This is a genomic window from Streptomyces sp. adm13(2018) (assembly GCF_008042145.1).
Lineage (GTDB): Bacteria > Actinomycetota > Actinomycetes > Streptomycetales > Streptomycetaceae > Streptomyces.
Map to the genome: position 1 here is coordinate 1 of NZ_RDBH01000239.1, position 605 is coordinate 605.

A 605-nucleotide genomic window follows, 5' to 3' on the forward strand; every position below is an offset into this window, starting at 1 on the left:
CACCGAAGGCTTCGCCCTCCCCGACGACATCCACCCCGACCGCTACGCCGAAGCCGAGGCGATGGCCGCATGAGCACCCGCGACGCCATCACCGCCCTCATCCGCGACGGACACACCGACGCCTCGATCGCCCTACGCCTGGGCTGCGACCGCAGCACCGTCAGCAAGACCCGCCGCGGCCTTGCCAAGCCGGACGCCTGCCGAGTCGTCGAGTACCGGCCCGACCGGATGCCGACCTCGCCCGCCCAGCAGGCCGCCAACCGGGCCCGGCTCCTCGAAGCTCTCCGCGCCGCCTGACCACGCCCGCGCCACCCGCGTCGCCACCTACCTCACCACCAGCGGCTGGACCATCACCCCCGCCTGAAGGAGAACCCCATGCGCCAGCGATGGAGAGCCCAACAGCCCACCTGCCTCCACGGCCACCCCTTCCCGCAGAACCTGTTCCACAACAGCAGCGGCTACGCCCAGTGCCGCGCCTGCTTCCGCAAGTCCAAGCGCGCCTGGGCCTCCAAGCACCCCGACCGCCGCCCCCGACGGCGCACCTACATCCCCGCGGCCCCCGACCCCATCGCCATCGACCGCGCCGTCGGGGGCGGCGGTCGGGG

The 605-nt window shown here is 73.6% G+C and carries 2 protein-coding genes; both read left to right on the forward strand.

Translation table 11 applies throughout. The features are described from left to right. Positions 1-69: 69 nt before the first annotated feature. Positions 70-297: a helix-turn-helix domain-containing protein gene (locus EAO70_RS36055; protein ID WP_148007007.1), complete on the forward strand. Its 228-nt coding sequence runs from the start codon at positions 70-72 to the stop codon at positions 295-297. Between the two features lie 78 nt (positions 298-375). Further along, positions 376-605 (forward strand): hypothetical protein (locus EAO70_RS36060; RefSeq protein WP_148007008.1); only part of this gene is annotated, 230 nt, incomplete at its 3' end.

Coding starts and splice junctions, on each gene's coding strand:
- EAO70_RS36055 (WP_148007007.1), top strand. CDS start 70: ATGAGCACCCGCGACGCCATCACCGCCCTCATCCGCGACGGACACACC.